Genomic DNA, 16,211 nt, shown 5'->3' with positions numbered 1-16,211 from the left:
CCAGATACACCTGCGGCACCAGCACCGTCTGGTGCGATCCATCGGGCAGGGTCACGTCCTGCGACACCAGCCACACCATGTCGGTGGTCAGCTGCTGCATCTGCTCCGCGCTCAGCGCGATGCCCGGCGTGAGTTCGAATTCCTTCGCGTACGCGACGCCGTTCGTCATGAGCGCCGTGTATTCGGCCATGTTGTCCGTATAGCCCGCCAGGAACGTACGGCCGGTCAGCTGTGTGATCTGGTTGCGGATCAGCATCTGCTCGACCATGCCGTCGCCAAGCCGCTTGATCGTTTTCATCGGGTCGATCCCGAGCTGGCCCAGCATGTAGTCGCTGCTGATGAAGTTCGCGTACTGCGTAAAACGCGGATCGGTGGCGACCAGATAGGCCGCGTCCGGAGCGGCGTGGTACGTGTAGAGACCACCGGCCGGCAGTTTCAGGTTCGGGATGCCGTCGCTCGTGCCGCCGAGTGTCTGCAGTGGCACGACCGGTTGTCCAGCTACGGTTCCATCCGCGCTGCCACCTGTCACGCCGGAGCCGGTCACCGTCTGCCCGTTGCGATCCACCGACGCGATCGTGATCGTCGCGGCATCGGTCTGCACCGTTGCATTCGATGAGGCAATCGCCGGCAACGCGTCCACCGTGGCGCCGCTCCCGGCGATGGCGGTATTCACCGTCTTCGTATCGCTATCGCCTCCCGTCTTCTGGTGCCAGTAGAACGTCGACGTCTGTTCGCCGGTGACGGTCTGCCGCAGCGCGGTGCCGGTGTCGCTCACACTGCCGCCGTTCGCCCGGCGCACGAGGTCGCCGCCGGCGGCCATCGTCGACGATTCGTTGCTGACCGATCCGCCGTCCGCATTCACACGGATTGCACCCTGCGCCTGGATCGTCGCCGCGCGGCCGGCGCTGATGAGTGTGTCGGTGGCGGTGGTGGTCGTTACCGTACGCGAGGTTTCGACATAGTCGTGCTTGTCGTCACCGAGTGTTTCATCCACCCTGGCCTGGTCCGGCCGGATATGCTTCTGCGGATCGAAGTCCGGCCAGAACGTGATGGTGTACGAGTCGCCGTTATCGGTGATGCTGTTGTACCACTGCACCGGGTTCGTCGCGATATCACGCGTCTGCGGCACCGGCCTTTGCTGGCAGCCGTGGTCGTTACAGAACTCGGTCGTCTTTGAATCGTCGGAGTAGACCTCGATGAGCGGCCGCGTCAGCGAGAACGTCTGGGCGGCCGTGTCCAGGCTGCTCACCTGTGATCTGGGCACGGTCACGCTGACCGGCACCTTCAGCCTGTCAATCATTTCTCCTTTCAGCGGGGCCTTGTCCGGTGTCCAGCTCCATTGCGCAAAGGTCGAACTGCTGTGTGTTTTGAGCAGGTCGCCGATCGGGATGCCCGCCGTCCACAGTGTCAGCGTCTGTGTGGCGGTGGTTTGTGGTGCGCCCGCTTGTGTGACGACGCCCGTGCGGACGTTGGTCAGCGTGCGCGCGGCGATGTCGATGTTGCCGTCCGCGGAGATATCGGCGGCACGGTTCGTGAGCGTGTTCGTCTGGCTGCCGAGGAGGCCCCCGGTGTCGCGGGCGTTGTCTTTGCCAATCTCCAGGTCGCCCATGCTGTAGATGAGCGCGCCATCGGCGTTCGTGACGGAGTTTGATGCGTACAGGCCCACGAACTGCGCGCCCGCGATCACGGCGCTCTCGCCGGAATTCGTCATGTCCGTCGAGAACAGTTGCACGTCGTTGCCGATGATTGTGCCTGTGTTGGCGAGCGTGGTGCTGTGCGTGCGGACCGCGTCGCCCTCGATGCGGCCGTCGTTGACCAATGTGCCGGCTGCATTGACGCTGGTGGCGGACGAGTTGAGCACGCCGCTCGTGGCATTGATAACCTCCGTGCCGCTTGCAGTCAGGGCGCCGCCCGCGGCGAGTGTTCCCGTATTGGTTAGCGTGCCGCTCGCACTGACCGTCATGTCGTGGTCGGCACGCAGGTTGTTCGCGGCGTCGTTCGTGTAGTCGCCGGTCGCTGCAAGCACCAGGTCGTGGCCGGCGATCATGTTGCCGTCGCCGCTCATCGCGCCGCTTGCGCTCACATCACGGTTTGCGCGGATCGAGCCGCCCGCATTCGACAGCGCACCAACGGCGAGTGATACGTCGAGGCCACCGAGAATCGTGCCACCGTCGTTGATGACGTTCACGGCGGCCTGTTCCAGGTTCAGCGCCGTGCCACCAAAGAGCGTGCCGCCCGTGTTATTGACCGTCTGTGTGATGTTCAGGTTCGCCGTGCCGGCTGCGACGAGGTTCGCGCCTGTATCGTTGACGAGCGTCTGCGCATTGACGGTGACGTCACCGTTACCGCCCAGCGTGCCACCCGTGTTGGTCACGCTCGATGCCGTAACGTTCGTTGTGCCATCGCCCGCGTTCGCAAGCTTGCCGGACGTGTTGTCGATATCGCTGGCGGTGACAGTCAGCGCGCCGTGTGCGCTGTTGGCCGACACGGTGCCCTGCGTGTTGACCAGCGTGCCGGCCGCATTCAGATCCAGATCGCCGGCGGTCTGGACTGAGCCGCCCGTGTTGTCGATGCCACCCCGGGTCGAGAGGGTAAGAGTCTCGCCACCGTAGATCGCGCCGTTACGGTTGACGATGCCGGTCGAGCCGCTAACCTGCGCGGACTTCTGCGCGCTCAACGTGCCACCAGTGTTGTTCAGGTTCGCACCGCTGACGGCCAGCGCGCCGTTGGTCAGCACCTTGCCGCCGACGTTGGACATTGCTGCGACTGCGTTCACGTCAAGCTCGCCGGCTCCGGCGTGCTGGATCGCGCCGCCGTCATTTGCGATGCTGCCCGCCGCGATACGAAGATTGCCGGCATTCGATACGATCGTGCCGTTCGCGTTGTCGAGTGTGCCGCCCGCGTGGATGGACTCATCAGCGGTGCCGTACTGCGTGAGCTTGCCGCTGCGATTAACCAGCGCACCGGTCGTCGACAGGCTGAGCGTATCGCCGCTGATCTCGCCGTTCGTGTTGTCGATGAAGGAGGCGGCCACCGTCACTGCGGAGCCCGACAGTGTGCCGCCGACATTGCTGAGGGCGCCCGTCGCGTTCACGCTCAGGTCGCCCGTACCCGCCGTCGTGCCATCGCTGTTGACGCCTGCGCCGAGTGTGCCAGTTGAGGTGACGCTGCCAGCGCTAACCGCCGTGTTCTGCTTTGCGGCCACTACGCCGCTATTCGCCAGCGCTCCCGCCGTATTGAGACTGACGTTCTGCTGCGCGTACGTCGTCCCGCTGTTGTCGATGCCGTCGCGCGCGCTCGCCCTGATGTCGCCGCTCGCACTGGTCTGTCCGGCGAGCACCAGCTTGCCATCCGCCTGCAGGATCAGGTCGCCCGCATCAGCCGCAAGAATGCCCTGGGTCGAGACGCCCACGCCTTTTTCAGTGCCCACCAGAAAGATCCGGCCCGCGTACATGCTGCCGAGATAACCCACGTCGATCGACACACCGGTGACCGGGGCATCGCCTTCTCCCGCGATGCGCGTCGTCGCAAGCGTGTCGTGGTCGACCGCGTTCGCGCCCGTCACCACATTGAGATTCTTCGCAAAGATCGCGGCATTGGCCTTGACCGCGCGCGCGATCAGATCGACCTGATCGATGTTCGACGCATTCAGGCCCGCGCCCTGCACGAAGATATCGCCGCCCCTGACGTTAAAGCCCGATAGCGACCCATCAGGTGCAAAGTTCGGCGTACCGGTCGTGAGAATCGCCCGCGACGTGTTAATAAAACCACCGCCGTTCACGCTGATCCCCGAGCCGTTCGCAATAACGACTTCCGCGCGCTGGCCCGCGACCTCGAGATGCCCGTTGATCTGGCTCGCCGCGCCACCGTTGACCTGGTTGACGATCACACGTGCAGCCTGGCCGGGCCCGAAGTTCGGATTGCCGTTGATCAACCCCGCCTGCTGCGTCTGCACGATCGTCGGCGAGTTATTGAGGATTGCACCGCGCTGCGGCACATCGAACTGGCCGTAGGTGTTCATCGAGACACCTGCGCCCGATGGCCGGTTGATGTTGACCTGGTCGAGGCCGTTTTGCGTCTGGACCACAGAGGGTGCGTTCGCACCGCCCGGCACCATCTGCGCACTGGACCACGTCGGCAGCACACCCAGCAGCACAAGTGCCGCGCAAGGAATCTGCCGGAGCGTGAATACGAGGCCCAACGGCCCGGACAACCCCGACGTCGCCACACCACAAGACGTCTGCCCGGTTTCCTTACCTGCTGCCGTAGCCGTCTCCCCGACAGCGACAACCATCCCTCTGATCCGGCTGAAGACAAGCCGATAGTTATTGCTGTTCATCCGTTACTTCGGAACGCCAAGTTTTGAAGACTTGTAAACTAACGTCCAAAGATACAAATGTGATCACTTGTTGAGCTGAATACAACAGGTAACATCAAATAGGAGTTTTCTGATCGAGCATTTCTCGGTGCTCATGTAACGCCATCTGCATGCCGTGCAAAGAAGGTCTGATACGAGGAACCGGCGAGCGACTCGCAGCACCTGAGCGAGCAAAGAATTATCGCGATAAGAATATTCTTAACCCAATACTAAATTCAGCTTCTCGCTTGAGAAAATATCCGAATAAAAAATCAAACATTAGGATCGAGAGAAAAATAGCCCACGAAGTTGATCCCCAAACTCAGGTGCCAATCTATAATCCCACTGTCATCAAAGCAACGATGAACAGGTGTGGAAGCCTGAAGAGTTTCACCAAAAACACTCTGCATTAACACGCACCGTGAGGGAAACATCATGAGCAAACACACCATCCAATCGACTTCTTCGAAGCAAACGCAGCACAAAAAACGCCACGCCCATCTCGAGCGCTTCAGTCTCTCAGCAATCGACCATGCCACCCGCACCAGCGATCAGCTGGCGCAACTCAGTGCGTTGGCAACCACCATCGCACGCGACGAGGAACGGCGTCCCAACGAGCAAAGAATGCTGCTCCACGGCCTCGAAACTCTCGCGCAGCACTACGCTTCAGAAGCCCGCATGGACATGGAGCACATGAGCATCGCGCAAATGCGGCATACGTCACGCTGGAAGGAGTTCAAGAAGCAGGGGCAATAGGCCCCAAAACAAAGCCCGCACTCGGTCAGTTAACCGATGCGGGCTCGTAACAACAGACAGTACTGCAACAGAGGATGGCCAAAAAAGAGCAGGGGACTGCCATAACAACTAAAACCCAAACCCCCTAAATCACCCGCTCCCTCAACTTAGCCGACAGCACATCCAGCAACGTCACCACCACCACAACCATAATCAGCACCGCCGTAGTCTGCGCATAATCAAACGATCGAATCGACTCATAAAGCACGACACCGATCCCCCCAGCGCCAACCATCCCCACGACCATTGCCGATCTCACATTCGATTCAAAGCGATACAGCGCATACGAAATCCACAACGGCATGACCTGCGGCAGCACACCATAAATAATCTCATCAAGCCCCGTAGCCCCCGTAGCCCGCACACCTTCCGCAGGCCGGGGATCAATCGCCTCCACCGCCTCAGCAAACAGCTTGGCCAGCACCCCCGTCGTATGCACCCACAACGCCAGCACACCCGCAAACGGCCCGAGCCCCACCGCGACGATAAACAGCATCGCGAACACCATCTCATTGATCGCGCGGCAAGCATCCATCACACGCCGCACCGGCTGCACGACCCACGCCGGCGCCATATTGCTCGCCGACATCAATCCAAACGGGATCGCACAGACGATCGCAAGCGCCGTACCCCACACAGCCACCGCAAGCGTCACCCCAAGTTCCTGCAAATACAACTGCCAGTCGTTGAAGTTAGGCGGGAAGAAGTCCTTGACGAACTCCCCCATATTGCCCGCGTCGGCAAACAGATCGAGCGGGCGCATATCCGCCGCGTGCCACGACGCACCGAGCACCGCAATCAACGCCACCCAGCCGAACGTCGACACCCAGCTACGCTTGCCAGCCGCCGCAGCAGTAGCCGCGCCCTTGACGCCCTTCACCGCATCGCGACCGGTGCTCAAATCGACGGAATTCATTGCTTGTCGCTAGCGCCACTGAGCGCATTCAGCTTGGCATCGATAGCCGCAACCTGAGTCTTACGATCCGCATCCGACAGATGCGTATCAGCCTCGACCTTCTGCTTCTGCTGGAACAGCGCAACCTGGCGAACCGGCAGCAGTTGCGCATCCGACGACGCAACAAAGCCGCTATAGCTCATCAGGTTCTTCATCACTTCCTTCTCTTTCGGATCGGTCTTCGCATAGTTCACAAAGAAATTGCGCAGCTTGTCCTTCGTGTCCTGCGGCAGATCCTTGCGATACACCAGCGGGTCGCTCGCGATCAGCGGCGATTGCCACAGCACGCGCACCTTCGCGTACTGCTCCGGATGCAGATCTTTCAGACGGCCCATCTCCACCGAATTGTTCGTAGCGATGTCGACCTTGTTGTTGACCACAGCCAGCAGATTCGCCTCATGGCTCGACGGCACCATCGACTTGAACGACGCCTGCGACACCGTTACATTGTGCTTCGCGAACAGGTAATAGCCCGGAATCAGCGTACCGGACGTCGAATTCGGATCGCCCCAGCCGAGCGTCACATCTTTCGTATTCTTGAACACGTCGTCGAGCGTCTTGAAGCGGCTGTCGACGTTCGTAATCAGCAGCGAGTAATACCCAGCATCGCCATTCGCATTGACGGCCTTCGCAAATACTTCGCCATTCGAACGGTCGGCTGCTTCCATCGCCGAAGCGTTGCCGAAATAACCGATCTGCACCTTGTTAAAGCGCATCCCTTCGATGATGCCGGAATAATCGGTGGCGAAAAACGCCTTCACGTGCAGGCCGGTTTTCCGGTTCAGGTCGTCGATCAGCGGCTGCCAGCGTTGCTTCAGCACGCCCGACGAATCCGTCGAGATGATGCCGAAGCTCAGGTCTTCAGCATGAGCGGCAACGCAGGCGAACGTGGCAACGCCGACGATCAGTGAGCGCAAGAATTTCATGTGTTCAGAATCCGTGTAGGTTGGTCGATCAGACAAGACAGCTTGGAGTTATCAGGTGCTGCCGGGGCGGCGATATCACGCCGAATGCACCGGGTCGAGTGCGAACACGTACGGCTGCGATGGCGGCGCATCGTCTGCGGCTTGCTGCTCTTCGAGCAGTTCGCGTGCGTCGTCGCCATAAAGCTTTTTCAGTAGCGCGGGCGTAAGGTCCGCCGAAGGACCGTCGTAGACGATCTTGCCGCGCCGTAGCGCGACCGTGCGCGGGCAGTACTGCATCGCGATGTCGACCTGATGCAGCGACACCAGCACAGTCAGGCGGTGCGCGGTGTTCAGCTTGCGCAGCATGTCCATCACGCGACGCGACGATTCCGGGTCGAGCGATGCGATCGGCTCGTCGGCGAGAATGATGCGGGCCTGCTGCACCAGCGCACGCGCAAGCGCCGCGCGTTGTTGCTGTCCGCCGGACAGATTGCTCGCGCGTTCACGCAAATGATCGCCGATGCCCACTTCGCGCAACGCGGCGAGTGCAAGCTCGCGTTCGCCGCGCGGAAAGGCGCCGGTCAGTCGACGCCACAGCGGCAGCCGCGCCAGCGCGCCGACCAGCACGTTGGTTTCCACCGACATGCGATTGACCAGATTGAACTGCTGAAACACGAAGCCGATGTCGCGGCGAATCCTGCGCACTTCGCGCACGATGCGGCCGTTCTGCTGAATCGGCCGGCCGAGAATCTCGATCTGCGACGGTTGTGCATCGGAGGGCGTGAAACCGGCGATATGGCGTAGCAAGGTCGATTTTCCCGAACCTGATGCGCCGATCAGCGCGACCATTTCGCCGGGTTCGACCCGCAGGTCGATTTCGTCGAGCGCTTTGCGGCCGTTGCTGAAGGTCTTGCTCAGACGTTCGATGCGAATGGCTTCCATAGAAATCCTGTCGATGTCGCCCGTTCTTCCGGGACGTTCGGGCACATTCTAGGAATCGACTGTGACGGTTAGGTGAAGGTGTCGCAACGTCTAGACGACTATATGTATCGGAACGTAACCTCACGCCATGTGGCTGTGTTGTGTCATCGATATGACGCACGGATGTGTGTCGCGCCACTGTCATGTATTCGCATCGCGCGCAGGCTATATTGACGGGCAGTGCATGAGCCGTCCCCAATAACGCAGCGCTTCCCTCACCTCCGGCGCACGCATGCAGGCACTCAGCTTTCTCCCCGATTCGTTCGCGGAGTACGAAGAACTGAAGGCAATTCTCGACGGCGGCAGCGCCAGTTTCGAGATCCGGACCGTCTGCGAAACGCAGGTGCGGGGTCGGTCGTTCTCAGTTTTTTCGGCGAGTATCGGTTCGAGCGATCCACGCGCGCCGGCGATCGGCTTTTTCGGCGGTATTCACGGGCTCGAACGGATCGGCTCGCAACTGGTGCTCGATTACATGCGCTCGCTACTCGGGCGGCTCGAATGGGACGAACTGCTGGTGCGGCAACTGCAGTCGGTGCGCCTGATCTTCATGCCGATCGTGAACCCAGGCGGCATGTGGGCCGCGACGCGCGCCAATCCGAATGGCGTCGACCTGATGCGCAACGGCCCGCAGGACGCGGACGAACACGTGCCGTGGCTGGCCGGCGGGCAGCGCCTCGGCGCGTGGCTGCCGTGGTATCGCGGCCGGCGCGGCGCGGCGATGGAGCCGGAGGCGGTCGCGCTGCTGCAAGTGGTTGAGCGTGACCTGACAGCACGTCCGTTCAGTTTTGCGCTGGACTGTCATTCCGGTTACGGCTGGCGCGACAGCATCTGGTTTCCGTATGCGCGCACGCGCCGCGCGATGCCGCATCTGCCGGAAATGTTCGCGCTAAAGACCATGTTCGAGCACGCGCACCCGCACCATGGCTATCTGTTCGAGCCGCAAAGCCATCAATACCTGCTGCACGGCGACCTGTGGGACTGCGCATATGACCGCACGCCGGCCTCGAACATTTTTCTGCCGATGACGCTCGAACTCGGCTCGTGGCTATGGATCAAGAAAAACCCGCGTCAGATTTTCTCGCGGCAAGGCATGTTCAACCCGGTGAAAGCACATCGCACGGCGCGCGTGCTGCGGCGGCACGCGAATCTGCTCGACTTCCTGACGCGCGCCGCGTATTCGTCGCAGCGCTGGCTGCCGCAGGGCACGGGCCGCCAGCAGCTGCTGCAGCGTGCGTTCGACCTTTGGTATCGGACCGCTCAGCAATGAGTACCTGGATCCTGTTGCGCGGCCTGACGCGGGAAATGCGCCACTGGGGCGCGTTGCCGACGTTGTTGCAACGGGCGTTCGGCAGCGCGCGGATCTTGCCGATCGACCTGCCGGGTAACGGCGAATTCGCACCGCTGCGTTCGTATGCGAACGTGCCGGAGATGGTCGATTTCGTGCGGAAGGTTGCGCTCGAGAGCGGTGTGACGGGGCCGTGCCGCGTACTGGCGATGTCGCTGGGCGGCATGGTGGCGACCGACTGGGCGCAGCGCCATCCGCAGGAAATCGAGCGGCTGGTGCTGATCAACACGAGCCTGCGGCCGTTCAGCCGCATGCACGAGCGGCTGCGGCCGCGGGCGTGGCCGACGTTGCTGCACGTGGCGCGCAAGTGGAGCGACGCGCCGGCTGCCGAGGCGGCCATTCATGCGCTGACCTGCAACGCGCGGCAAGCGCAGGCCGCAGACGTCGCGGCGTGGGCGGAGATCCGCCGTAGCGCGCCGGTGGGCCGCGCCAACGCGCTGCGTCAGCTGGCGGCGGCAGCGGGGTACCGCGCGGCGTCGGCGGCGCCCCAGAGCGCGGTTCTGGTGCTGTCGTCGCGTGGCGACAGGCTAGTGAATCCGGTGTGTTCGTCCAGCCTCGCGGCTGCGTGGGGCGCGCCGCATCGGCAACATGAATGGGCGGGCCACGACTTGCCGCACGACGATCCGGCGTGGACTGTCGAGCAGGTGCGAGAGTGGACGCTATCGCTGGATACACAAACGGAACAGCAGGTCGAACGCACGCCGGATTGACGTTTTTTTAACCGCTTTACGATTGCTATCCAACCTATTTAATGTGCGGATTTTTTGATAATTTATTCAATGGATTTAATGATGTTTATTAACCGGTAGGGGCGCTGGATTGGTGCGTTGCCAGACGGTTTGCAGCGAGCGCTTCGTTTGTAATGTTGGTCAGCAACGCGCTGACTACACGCCACGCAGCGTCGGGAAATTCTGCTGTATGTAAGCTGGCGCATCGCAAAGGATACGTTTTCGAGGTTGCAGAAAACGGCCTGCCAGCCCCGTGCAGATTGGCGTTGCGCCATGCGAAGCCTTATGCGGTAAGCTTTTCAGCCCGATCATATGCGTAATGTCGTTGTATGGCTCAGACGAAAACGCCCGCGCGAGTGCCAAAGCAGAAACAAATCACAAGGCTGCGCTGTGTCCCACAAAGAGACGGCAAGCAATTGAATATAAAAAGACTCGCGAATCGCTGAAAAATAAAAACAAGAAAATCGCCCGATTGGCTGTTTCAAACGAGAAACAAAAAACGCTACTGCGCGCTTCGACAGCTTTCATTGCGTATCGTGAAATGCGCGAATTTCTTTTGCGATTCAACCCCTTGCATTCATGGCATCGCCTATGCGTCGTAGGCCGCGGATTGGCGCAGTCCCGCCAAGCCGCCCCCTATCGAACCGGAGGATTCCATGCGAAAAACTTTATTGGCGACCGCCGCGGCCCTGGCCCTGGGCTGTAGCGGCTACGCAATGGCAAATCCATGTAGTGGCAACGATGCGTCGTGTAACCAGAAAAGCTACGGCGGCGACAACACGCTGACCAGCTCCGCGCAATCGACGCAGAGCTCGACGTCCGGCAGCAATGCCAATGAAATCGCGTCGGGCGCGCAGCTGTGGCAGGACTCGTACAACACAAGCAAAGTGGTCGCGTTGAGCCGGCTCGATGGCTCGGTGAGCAATGTCGGCGTCAGCAATATTGGCAACGTTGCGTACAACTCGGGCAGTGCCGCGGGCGGACGCGGCGGCAGGGGCGCGGCAGGCGTTGGCGGGATAGGCGTCGGCGGTAACGGCGGTGCGGGCGGGGCCGGCGGCAGCGGCGGCAATGGCGGCTCGGCAAGCAACGGCAGCGCGAGCGCAGGCGACGCGAACAATGCCGGTGCGGTGGCTGGCGACGGCAATGGCGGCCGCGGCGCGCGCGGCGGCTCGGCGCACGCGGGCGGCACGCAAGGCGGCAACGGCTATGGCCGCGGTGCGGCCGGTGCGGCGGGCAGCGTAGCGCTCGGTGGCTTCGCGGGCGGCCGTGGCGGCGGCTCGGGCGGCAATGGTGGCGATGCAGGTGCCGGCGGCAACGGCGGTAATGGTGGCGGCGCGCGCGGTGGCTCGACGGTCACCGCCAATTCGCCGGGCGGTGCGGGCGGTGCGGGCGGCGTGGGTGCGGCAGGCGGTGCAGGTGGCGGCACGGGCGGCGCGGGCAGCGGCACTGGCGGCGCGGCGACCACCGGCGCGACCTCGGGCACCGGCGGCGCAGGAACCGGCAGCGGCGGTGACGGCGGCGCGGCGACTGCTACCGCCGGCGCAGGCGCGGCAGGCGGCACCGGTACCGGCGGCACGGCTACCAACGGCAACTCGAGCAGTACCGCAAGCAACGGTAGTGCGACCGGCGGCGTCGGCGCGGCAGGTGCGGCTGGCGGCGCGGGCGGCGCAGGCGGCGCGGGCAACGGCGGCATCGGCAACGGTGCGGCTGGCGGCCCCGGCGGCGCGGCCGGCACCAACACCGTCGACGCAGGCAACTTCAACATGAGCAACACGATGACGGGCGCCGCGCAATCGGCAGCCGGCATTGTCGTCATGAACCAGAACAGCGGGATGGCGTCGCTCGTGCAACAGGCGGTCACCGTTCAGGCCAACCTCACCGTCGGCCACTAACCGAAGGAGACTCCTATGAGAAAGACTCTGATGGCGAGCGCGGCAGTGCTGGCGCTCGGCTGCAGCGGTTACGCGCTGGCTAACCCGTGTAGCGACACGGGCTCGTCGTGCAACCAGACCGCGAGCGGCTCGAATACGTCGACGGTGTCAGCCGATTCGACGCAGACCAACCAGTCCGGCAGTAATGCGAACGAAATCGCATCGTACGCAGCGGTCAGCCAGAACTCGTTCAACACCAACAAGGCGGTCGCGCTCGGCAAGCTCGATGGTTCGGTGACCGGGCTCGGCGTATCGGGCATCGGCAACGTCGCCTACAACACCGGCAGTGCCGCAGGCGGACGCGGCGCGCGTGGCGGCACGGGCTATGGCGGCATCGGCGTCGGCGGCAATGGTGGCGATGCGGGCCATAGCGGCAGTGGAGGCAATGGCGGCTCGGCAAGCAACGGCAGCGCAACCGCGGGCGCCGTCACGAATGCCGGCGCGACCGGCGGTACTGGCTACGGCGGCGACGGCGCACGCGGCGGTCGCGCCAGCGCAGGCGGCACGCAGGGCGGCAACGGTGCCGGCGGCGGCGGTCTTGCTCTGGCTGGCAGCGCGGCGGCGGGCGGCTTTGCCGGCGCACGCGGTGGCGGTGCGGGTGGTAACGGCGGCGCAGGTGGTTCGGGCGGCGACGGCGGCAATGGCGGCCGTGCGGGCTCGTGGTTCGGCGACGCGACAGCGACCTCGGCGGGTGGTGTCGGCGGGGCGGGCGGTGCGGGTGGCGCGGGCAGTGCCACCGGCGGCGACGGCACGGCGACGGGCGGCTCAGGCACGACCGCCCCGACCACGGCTACCGGCGGCGCGGGTAGCGGCACCGGCGGCAACGGCGGCGCGGCGACGGCCACGGCAGGCGACGGCGGAGCCGGCGGCAATGGCACCGGCGGCAACGCGACCAGCGGCAGCGCGACGTCCACGGCCAGCAACGGCAGTGCGACGGGCGCCACCGGCGGAGCGGGCGCGGCGGGTGTGGCCGGCGCGGCAGGTGCGACCGGCACGGGTGCGGCCGGCAGCGGCGGAGCCGGAGGAGCGGGCGGCGCGGGCGGCAGCAATTCCGTCAATGCCGGCTCGTTCAACATGAGCAACACGATGACGGCAGCAGCGCAATCGGCGGCGGGCATCTCGGTGATGAGCCAGAGCAGCGCCGCGGCTTCGCTTGCACAGCAGGCGGTGACCGTGCAGGCCAATCTGAGCGTCGGGCACTGAGCGGTACGCGTTGGTACGAGGCGGGTCCGTGAGCCGGCCGCAGTGCGCAGACGAGGGCGTATTGCGGTATCGGCTGCGGCTTCGGTTGCGGCGCTGGGCATGCGCGTGGGTTCATGCGCTTGTCCGGTGCCGATAACCGAGGCCGGGTGGGTCGCGCGCGGTGCGGGTAGCGCCGCGCGCGAAACTGGGGAGATGCTCATGCAAGCGCGCAAGGGTTTTGGGGTGCTGTGGTGGCTGGCAGGCGTTGGCGTGCTGTGCTGCTGGCAAGGTGGGGCGGTGGCGGGCGAAGTGCTGTCGGCGGTGGGGCCGTCGCCGGCGGTGGGCGAAGCGAATGGTGCGGTTGAGGTCGCGCAAGCCGCACCCGACGCGCGTTTCGGCATCGCGATGAGCGCTGCGCAACTCGACGCGCACCGCGGCGGCGACGCTCTGATCGGTCAAAACGATCTGACCGGCAGCCTGACGAACACCAGCGCGAACCGCGTCGTCACCGGCTCGAATTCGATCAGCCAGGGGTCGTTCTCGAACGCGAGCGGCCTGCCGACCGTGATCCAGAACTCCGGCGCGAACGTGCTGATCCAGAACGCGACGGTGCTCAACGTGCGCTTCGGCGACTGAACCGGGGCCACGCGATGAAGCCTGCTGCGACCTCGCTGCGCATGACGCTCGCTTCGGCACGCGCTTCGGCACTCGCGCCGGCGCTGGCGCTGATGTGTCTGCTGTCAGCCGCGCCGGCCGCGCAGGCGGACGACCTGACGATCATCGATCCGTCCGGCGCCAACTACGCGATGCACGTGACGAGCCTCAAGGAAGCCCGCTTCAAGCGCACCATCAAGCAGCAGTTCGATTTCAGCTGCGGCTCGGCGGCGGTTGCGACGCTGCTGACGTATCAGTACGGCTATCCGGTCAGCGAGCAGGTCGCGTTTCAGGAGATGTTCGAGAACGGCGATCAGGACAAGATCCGCCAGCAAGGTTTCTCGCTGCTCGATATCAAGCGCTTTCTGGAGCGGCGCGGTTTCGTCGCGGACGGCTACGAACTGCCGCTGCAGAAACTCGCCGAGACCAATACGCCGGCGATCGTGCTGATCAGCGAAAACGGCTATCACCATTTCGTCGTCGTCAAAGGCTTGCGCAACAAGCGCGTGCTGATCGGCGATCCGGCTACCGGCACGCGCCCGGTGCCGCAGGAAAGCTTCGAGAAAAAATGGGAGGACCAGGTTCTATTCGTGATCCACAACAAACCCGGGCGCGCCGTGTTCAACAGCCCGGACGACTGGCGGGTCGCGCCGAGCGCGCCGCTTTATACCGGCGTCAATCGCGATGGGTTGTATTTCGTCGTGATTCCGAAGCACGGGCCGAGCGACTTTTGAGCTAAGGGCGAACATGCAAACGCAAACCGTCAGGCTCGTGCAGATGGCCGCGCTCATGTGTAGCGGCGCGGTGTCGCTGGCTGCGTCGGCGAATGAAAACGGTGCCACTTCGTTGGCGCAGACGGCGGGCGCGTCAACCGGTGAAAACACGCACCACGCAACGGATGGTTTGTCGATTGTCGAGCCGCGCGAAACAGATGCACAATGCATCATCGATGCGACCGGCGCGTGCAGCGTAGCTGTTTCCTACGCGGCGCAGATCGCCCATCCAGTACGGACCGAAGCGGGGGCGGGTATGGACATGGAAGCGGCGATGCCGTTTGCCGCTGCGCGAGCGGACGACGAACTGGAACGGGGTGACGCTGGGGCGCACGTGGCGCCGGTGCTGGCGCAGGTGGAACCGCCGGCGCAGGAAGTGCTGCCGGCGCAAGTGGCGCAAGCGGCGCAAGCGGCGCCGCGTGTGCGTGCGGTGCCGCTCGAGAATGCGGCACGTGTCGAGGAGGCCGGGCCTGTGACGCAGCCGGTGCCGCCTGTGCGGCATGTGCTGCGTCCCGCACGGCCGGCGCTGCTTCCCGATGCGCGGCGGCCGGTGCGCAAACCGCCGGTGTCGTATGCGGCGCCGATTGCAATGCCGGTTCAGGCGGCGGGTTTTGAGGCGCAGCAGGTGGTTGAAGCGCAGCGGGCGATCGAGGCGCAGCAGGCGACCGAAGCGAAGCAGGCGATCGAAGCGAAGCAGGCGATCGAAGCGAAGCAGGCGATCGAAGCGAAGCAGGCGATTGAGGCGAAGCAGGCGATCGAGGCGAAGCAGGCGATCGAGGCGAAGCAGGCGATCGAGGCGCAGCAGGCAATCGAAGCGCAGAAGGCAGCCGAAGCGCAGCGGGTGGTCGAAGCGCAGCAAGCAGCCGACGCACAGCACGCGGCAGCGGCATTGTCAGGCGCTCGGACGGCGAGCAGTGCGCTTCAGGCTGGTACCGCGCTGCCGTTACGCGCAGCGGCGGACCCAATGCCAACGTCATCGCGCAGCGATTCCGCGCAAACCGCCGCAGCGGCTCAGGTTCCCGCACCCCACACCAGTACACGGCTTTCCTACGCAGCACCGGTTGCAGTCCCGCCACACGCGGACGATCCTTCCGGTGAACGCAAGCAGATAACGGCACCCACCACCCCGGCAGCAACACCCTCCCACGCGGCCAGCGCCACCGAAGACCCGCACTGGTCGTATTCGGCACCCGCCGTACTAAGCGACGCACGCCTCGATACGATGCGCGGCGGCTTCGATCTGTCGTCGGGCGTGAAGGTGTCGTTCGGCATTTCGCGGATGGTGGTCGTGAACGGCAACCTGGTGACGAGCACCAGCTTCAACATCCCCGACATTGCGAACATCACCGCGCAGCAGGCGCAGACGCTCGCTTCGGTGAATGCTGGCGCGCTATTGCAGAACGGTCCCGGCAACGTCGTGCAAAGCGGCGCAGTGCCGTCGCTGTCGGGCGCGGTGATCCAGAATTCGTTGAACAACCAGAGCATCCAGGCATTGACGACGATCAACACGACGGTCAATTCGCTGTCGATCTTCAAGAACCTGAATATCGGCGCGACGCTGAACAGCGCATTGACGAGCGCAGTGCGCGGCCGTTAGCGGCATGC

General features: G+C 63.9%; 13 protein-coding genes. 9 read left to right on the top strand and 4 right to left on the bottom strand.

Features of this window, described 5'->3' with window-relative positions:
• Window positions 1-4,294 (bottom strand): two-partner secretion domain-containing protein (locus ACYVNQ_RS16480; protein ID WP_460903559.1); only part of this gene is annotated, 4,294 nt, incomplete at its 3' end.
• A 498-nt stretch (window positions 4,295-4,792) separates the two neighbouring features.
• Between ACYVNQ_RS16480 and ACYVNQ_RS16475 the strand changes: the two genes are divergently transcribed.
• Window positions 4,793-5,113 (top strand): hypothetical protein, encoded by a 321-nt coding sequence (locus ACYVNQ_RS16475; RefSeq protein ID WP_460903558.1) that lies wholly within the window; start codon window positions 4,793-4,795, stop codon window positions 5,111-5,113.
• Window positions 5,114-5,237: 124 nt separating this feature from the next.
• Here ACYVNQ_RS16475 and phnE read toward each other — a convergent pair whose 3' ends face one another.
• From phnE to phnC, 3 genes are all read right to left on the bottom strand, one after another.
• Window positions 5,238-6,068 (bottom strand): phosphonate ABC transporter, permease protein PhnE, encoded by an 831-nt coding sequence (phnE, locus tag ACYVNQ_RS16470; RefSeq protein ID WP_460903557.1) that lies wholly within the window; start codon window positions 6,066-6,068, stop codon window positions 5,238-5,240.
• Window positions 6,065-7,033 (bottom strand): phosphonate ABC transporter substrate-binding protein, encoded by a 969-nt coding sequence (phnD, locus tag ACYVNQ_RS16465; protein WP_460903556.1) that lies wholly within the window; start codon window positions 7,031-7,033, stop codon window positions 6,065-6,067. The genes phnE and phnD overlap by 4 nt, the downstream gene beginning before the upstream one ends.
• Window positions 7,034-7,108: 75 nt before the next feature.
• Complete coding sequence (gene phnC, locus ACYVNQ_RS16460; protein WP_460903555.1) at window positions 7,109-7,954, bottom strand: phosphonate ABC transporter ATP-binding protein; 846 nt, start codon at window positions 7,952-7,954, stop codon at window positions 7,109-7,111.
• A 271-nt stretch (window positions 7,955-8,225) separates the two neighbouring features.
• On the opposite strand from phnC, the gene ACYVNQ_RS16455 reads away from it, so the two are divergent.
• The 8 genes from ACYVNQ_RS16455 (at window position 8,226) to ACYVNQ_RS16420 (ending at window position 16,203) form a co-directional block, all read left to right on the top strand.
• The gene (locus ACYVNQ_RS16455) at window positions 8,226-9,260 is read left to right on the top strand and encodes a M14 family zinc carboxypeptidase (RefSeq protein ID WP_460903554.1); all 1,035 of its coding nucleotides are present in this window, start codon (window positions 8,226-8,228) and stop codon (window positions 9,258-9,260) included.
• Window positions 9,257-10,048, top strand: coding sequence for an alpha/beta fold hydrolase (locus tag ACYVNQ_RS16450; RefSeq protein WP_460903553.1), 792 nt, complete (start codon window positions 9,257-9,259; stop codon window positions 10,046-10,048). The genes ACYVNQ_RS16455 and ACYVNQ_RS16450 overlap by 4 nt, the downstream gene beginning before the upstream one ends.
• Before the next feature lie 337 nt (window positions 10,049-10,385).
• Window positions 10,386-10,772: a hypothetical protein gene (locus tag ACYVNQ_RS16445; protein ID WP_460903615.1), complete on the top strand. Its 387-nt coding sequence runs from the start codon at window positions 10,386-10,388 to the stop codon at window positions 10,770-10,772.
• The gene (locus ACYVNQ_RS16440) at window positions 10,723-11,958 is read left to right on the top strand and encodes a hypothetical protein (RefSeq protein WP_460903552.1); all 1,236 of its coding nucleotides are present in this window, start codon (window positions 10,723-10,725) and stop codon (window positions 11,956-11,958) included. Before ACYVNQ_RS16445 ends, ACYVNQ_RS16440 begins: the two co-directional genes overlap by 50 nt.
• 15 nt (window positions 11,959-11,973) lie before the next feature.
• Window positions 11,974-13,200, top strand: a complete 1,227-nt coding sequence (locus ACYVNQ_RS16435) for a hypothetical protein (protein ID WP_460903551.1) — start codon at window positions 11,974-11,976, stop codon at window positions 13,198-13,200.
• A gap of 198 nt (window positions 13,201-13,398) precedes the next feature.
• A complete protein-coding gene (locus ACYVNQ_RS16430; protein WP_460903550.1) occupies window positions 13,399-13,815 on the top strand; it encodes a hypothetical protein in 417 nt (138 codons plus the stop codon).
• A gap of 92 nt (window positions 13,816-13,907) precedes the next feature.
• The gene (locus tag ACYVNQ_RS16425) at window positions 13,908-14,567 is read left to right on the top strand and encodes a C39 family peptidase (protein WP_460903614.1); all 660 of its coding nucleotides are present in this window, start codon (window positions 13,908-13,910) and stop codon (window positions 14,565-14,567) included.
• A gap of 13 nt (window positions 14,568-14,580) precedes the next feature.
• On the top strand, window positions 14,581-16,203 hold the full coding sequence (locus ACYVNQ_RS16420; RefSeq protein WP_460903549.1) for a hypothetical protein: 1,623 nt from the start codon (window positions 14,581-14,583) through the stop codon (window positions 16,201-16,203).
• Window positions 16,204-16,211: the final 8 nt, after the last annotated feature.

The organism is Paraburkholderia jirisanensis, assembly GCF_054782355.1.
Note: the sequence above shows the minus strand (reverse complement) of the source record. Positions and strands in the feature narration are given on the sequence as shown.

Excerpts from the sequence above, each read along its gene's own strand:
- ACYVNQ_RS16430 (WP_460903550.1), top strand. The coding sequence starts at position 13,399 with ATGCAAGCGCGCAAGGGTTTTGGGGTGCTGTGGTGGCTGGCAGGCGTT.
- ACYVNQ_RS16445 (WP_460903615.1), top strand. The coding sequence starts at position 10,386 with ATGTCGTTGTATGGCTCAGACGAAAACGCCCGCGCGAGTGCCAAAGCA.
- ACYVNQ_RS16425 (WP_460903614.1), top strand. The coding sequence starts at position 13,908 with ATGTGTCTGCTGTCAGCCGCGCCGGCCGCGCAGGCGGACGACCTGACG.
- ACYVNQ_RS16450 (WP_460903553.1), top strand. The coding sequence starts at position 9,257 with ATGAGTACCTGGATCCTGTTGCGCGGCCTGACGCGGGAAATGCGCCAC.
- ACYVNQ_RS16440 (WP_460903552.1), top strand. The coding sequence starts at position 10,723 with ATGCGAAAAACTTTATTGGCGACCGCCGCGGCCCTGGCCCTGGGCTGT.
- ACYVNQ_RS16435 (WP_460903551.1), top strand. The coding sequence starts at position 11,974 with ATGAGAAAGACTCTGATGGCGAGCGCGGCAGTGCTGGCGCTCGGCTGC.
- ACYVNQ_RS16455 (WP_460903554.1), top strand. The coding sequence starts at position 8,226 with ATGCAGGCACTCAGCTTTCTCCCCGATTCGTTCGCGGAGTACGAAGAA.
- phnD (WP_460903556.1), bottom strand. The coding sequence starts at position 7,033 with ATGAAATTCTTGCGCTCACTGATCGTCGGCGTTGCCACGTTCGCCTGC.
- phnE (WP_460903557.1), bottom strand. The coding sequence starts at position 6,068 with ATGAATTCCGTCGATTTGAGCACCGGTCGCGATGCGGTGAAGGGCGTC.
- phnC (WP_460903555.1), bottom strand. The coding sequence starts at position 7,954 with ATGGAAGCCATTCGCATCGAACGTCTGAGCAAGACCTTCAGCAACGGC.
- ACYVNQ_RS16475 (WP_460903558.1), top strand. The coding sequence starts at position 4,793 with ATGAGCAAACACACCATCCAATCGACTTCTTCGAAGCAAACGCAGCAC.
- ACYVNQ_RS16420 (WP_460903549.1), top strand. The coding sequence starts at position 14,581 with ATGCAAACGCAAACCGTCAGGCTCGTGCAGATGGCCGCGCTCATGTGT.